Genomic DNA, 3,714 nt, shown 5'->3' with positions numbered 1-3,714 from the left:
GGGCATTTCCCCTCCGAGCAGGCCGCCATGAAATGCCTGTATCTGGTGACCCGTTCCCTGGACCCGACCGGCGTAGGCAGGGCACGATGGATGATGCGGTGGAAGCCAGCGCTCAACGCGTTCAGGGCAGGTTTCCAGGCTCTTCGATTTTGACCGGGCAATCAGCACGAAGTCTGGGTTGCGGCCCGCTGTTTGCGGGTGCAGTGGAATCGTATCCGGCGGGCCGAGTGCTCTCGATTCCGGAATCCGCAGCTGACACGTTTGACCTGTTTGACCAGTCGGTTGTAGCCCTCGGTGCGGGCGTTGGTAATGCCGGTCTGGACGAACGCGTTGATCTCGGGCCACCAGTCGTCGACGGTGGCGGCGAGGGTGAGCAGTTCGGGGATCTGGGAGTCGATGCACCAGGTGAGGAATCGGTGGAGTCGGTGCCGGGTCAGGTGGGGGTCGTCGCCAACACGGACGGTTGCCAGCAGGGTCCGTAATTCTTCCTTGGCGATCCAGGCGGTCAAGATTTGCGCGCTGGGGTCTTCGGCCTGGATCTGGTTCCACATCTTCGCAAAGCTCTTCTCCGACAAACGGTCCCGGCCACGGAGCAGGCGGCGCCGGTTCGCCCACTCCGGGTCGATCTTGCGGCCGCGGCGCTCGCGCAGGTCCCAGGTGATGCGGCGACGGACCTTGGTCAGTGCGTCGTTGGCCAATTTCACCAGGTGGAAGTGGTCGACCACCAGGGTGGCGTTGGGCAACAGCCCCGGCGTGCGGACCGCGGAGGCGTAGGCGGCGGCGGGGTCGATCGCCACGTACTGGATGGTCTCGCGGAACGGCGCGCTGCGCTCGGACAGCCACGCGATCACCGTGGCACCGGTGCGGCCCTCGCGCTGACCGAGCAGGCCCTGATCACCGGCCAGGTCCACGAAGCCGGTGTCCCAGGGGTCGGCTCGCACCCAGCGTCTGGTCGCCGTGCACCGTTCCCACCGGGGCTTTCCGCGGCGGGTCTCGTCGATCCCCAGCACCGGGGTGGGGTTCGGCTCGCCCAACAGCTCGTCGGCGTGGGCGACGAAGGCGCGGTGCGCGGTCGGCCACGACACGCCGTGCGCGATCGCGACCTCGGTCACCGAGCGGGCCGCCTCCCCGATCGCCGCGCCGATCTGGGCGCATAGCCGCCGAGTGGTCCGCGCCCGGGCCGGCACCTGTGGTATCGACTCGGTGAATGAGGCCCGTCCACAGTAGTCCTCCCGGCATCGCCAGCGGGTCTTGTTCCAGCGCACGATGATTCGGTCTTCGCCGTAGGGAATGTCACGCGGGGAGGTGGACACCCGGGCCTTCACCGACGTAGACACCACCCCACATGACGGGCACGCCGCCGCCGTCTGCTCAGCGGTCGCCACCTGCACCACACGGGTGCCGTCGGCGAGCCGTTCGACACGCTCAACTTGCACTCCTGGCAGCCCGAACAACAATGTCGTACCGTCAGACACGGCCCTTGGTTCCCTTCGTCCGTCCGAAAGCGTCGCAACTTTCAGACTTCGGAAGGCCAAGGGCCTCTCCATGCAACGACACGCCTTATGAGAGCGAAATCACAACTGCCCCTTTAAAATTGAAGAGCCGGTTTCCACCGCATCGTCCATCGTGCCCTGCCGGCGCCGGTCGGGTCCAGTGATCGGGTCACCAGGTAGAGGCACTTGAGCGCGGCCTGCTCGGAGGGGAAGTGTCCGCGGGCCTTAATCGCGCGGCGGTAGCGGGCGTTCAACGATTCGATGGCGTTGGTGGAGCAGATGACCCGGCGGATCTCCACGTCGTAATCCAGGAACGGGATGAACTCGTTCCAGGCGTTGTCCCACAATCTGATCACCGCCGGGTAGCGCTGCCCCCATTTCTCGGCCAGCTCGTCGAACGCCGTCCGGGCCGCGGTAGCGTTGACCGCGGTGTAGATCGGTTTCACGTCACGCTTGATCTCATCCCAGTACTTTCGGGACGTGAGCCGAAAAGTGTTGCGCAGCAAGTGGATGATGCAGACTCCCGCTGTCAACCTTTCAGTCCGTGGCGTGCTTGATCGCCGCGTCTGGCCAGGTTTGCCACAGCGCGGAATGTCAAAGCGGTTGGTTGTTAAGCCGCGGTCATGCCGTGATGGATGGCCGGATCGTAGGTGATGTGGTTAGGGCGCCCAGACCGCGCAACGCACGGTGGTGGGGTTGGCCGGCCGCGCGTGCCCGCTGGTAGATGTCAGCCGACCAGGGGTCTTCACGGACGGCGACGAACATCCACCAGTCGATGGCATGTCGCATCCGCCGGTTGGCGGCGTAGCGGAACCTCACCTGGCGAGTGCGCCCGGAGGCCTTGGTGACCGGAGCCAGCCTGGAATCGGCTAGCAGCGACGGCGGCGAGGGGAAGCGCTGTCTGGCTTCGCCCATCTCGGAGATCAACACTGCTGCGATGACGGGTCCGATACCGGGGAAACTGGTGAAGATCGGGGTGTCCGGGTGAATCGCCCCGGCATGTCCGGACTCCGGACATGCCGGGGCGATTCAGTTTGAATGATCGCGCGGTCCCAGACGGTGTTGACTGCTTCGGGCAATCCTTTCAAGCCGTCGCAGACCAGGATGCACACGTCGCCGGTGCCGCGGTTCTTGATCTCGGTGAGCACCGACAACCAGAACTTGGCACCCTCGCCGCCGTCGCCGGCCCACAACCCCAGAATGTCGCGCTCCCCGGCGCACGTCACCCCGACCGCCACGTAGATCGGTCGGTTGGTGACCTGCCCATCACGGATCTTGACGAAGATCGCATCGATGAACACCACCGGATACACCGACTCCAGCGGCCGATTGCACCACTCGGCCATCTCACCGACCACCTTTTCGGTGATCCGGGAGATGGTGTCCTTACTTACCGTGGCGCCATAGACGTCGGCGAAATGGGCAGCGACCTCGCCGGGCGTCAATCCCTTTGCCGTGAGCGACAATACGATTTCATCGATACCGGTCAGGCGACGCTGTCGCTTCTTGACAATCTGCGGATCGAAGCTGCTGTTGGTGTCGCGGGGCACCTCGATCTCGACCGGGCCGATCTCGGTGAGCACCGTCTTGGGCCTCGTGCCGTTGCGGGAATTACCGCTGCCACGGCCCGCCGGGTCGTGCTTGTCGTAGCCCAGATGCTCGGTCATCTCCGCATCAAGCGCGGTCTCGAGCACCGTCTTGGTCAACTGCTTGAGCAGCCCATCAGGCCCGGTCAGCGACAGGCCCTGTTCCTGGGCCAACCGCACCAGCTCGACCGCAGCCTGCTGCTCAGCGGACTGCTCAGCCGCCTTCCTCTTCGCCACATCATCCAGTGTCGTTCACGGCACCTTCCTCGCCGAGCATCGCTCAGCGTGTCAGGCCGGAAACACCGTTAATTCCACAGTCCCGGCTCCGCCCGAAGCGGTTCCGGGGTTGTATGTGCATCCTGATCACCGTCGTCGAAGGCGTCGGCGGGTTGTTCGGAGCCAGTTGGATGTCTAGTAATGATGACCGCATATCCAGTGTTTCAATGTCGCATAGTCCGATGGGTATTAAACGGCTAGAGCTTATTTCAGTGCTATATCGATGAACGGTGGCGGACACGCGGCAGTAAATGATAGACGCCACGCAGGGCGGGGCTTAGGCTCGGGCGTGGGAGGTGAGGCCGGTGAGCGACATGACACGGCTTCGGGCGTTGACCGAGGCGGGGTTGTTGCATCCG

At 64.4% G+C, this 3,714-nt stretch carries 2 protein-coding genes and 3 pseudogenes; 1 reads left to right on the top strand and 4 read right to left on the bottom strand.

Going from position 1 to position 3,714, the window contains the following annotated elements:
* Positions 1-153 (top strand): annotated as a pseudogene (locus CYU59_RS18960) (IS256 family transposase); the annotation flags it as partial.
* A gap of 8 nt (positions 154-161) precedes the next feature.
* Here the strand turns inward: CYU59_RS18960 and CYU59_RS18955 are convergent.
* From CYU59_RS18955 to CYU59_RS18940, 4 genes and pseudogenes are all read right to left on the bottom strand, one after another.
* Positions 162-1,520, bottom strand: coding sequence for an ISL3 family transposase (locus tag CYU59_RS18955; protein ID WP_293001491.1), 1,359 nt, complete (start codon positions 1,518-1,520; stop codon positions 162-164).
* A 68-nt stretch (positions 1,521-1,588) separates the two neighbouring features.
* Positions 1,589-2,011, bottom strand: a pseudogene (locus CYU59_RS18950) (transposase); the annotation flags it as partial.
* A 103-nt stretch (positions 2,012-2,114) separates the two neighbouring features.
* Complete coding sequence (locus tag CYU59_RS18945; RefSeq protein ID WP_293001489.1) at positions 2,115-2,408, bottom strand: transposase; 294 nt, start codon at positions 2,406-2,408, stop codon at positions 2,115-2,117.
* Between the two features lie 116 nt (positions 2,409-2,524).
* Positions 2,525-3,325: pseudogene (locus CYU59_RS18940) on the bottom strand (IS256 family transposase); the annotation flags it as partial.
* Positions 3,326-3,714 lie beyond the last annotated feature (389 nt).

The organism is Mycobacterium sp. (assembly GCF_002863225.1).
Lineage (GTDB): Bacteria > Actinomycetota > Actinomycetes > Mycobacteriales > Mycobacteriaceae > Mycobacterium.
The sequence above is the reverse complement of the archived record's forward strand: the minus strand, read 5'-3'. Positions and strand labels throughout refer to the sequence as shown.

What these genes read in the sequence shown, in the direction of transcription:
- CYU59_RS18945 (WP_293001489.1), bottom strand. Translation starts at nt 2,408, where the DNA reads ATGGGCGAAGCCAGACAGCGCTTCCCCTCGCCGCCGTCGCTGCTAGCC.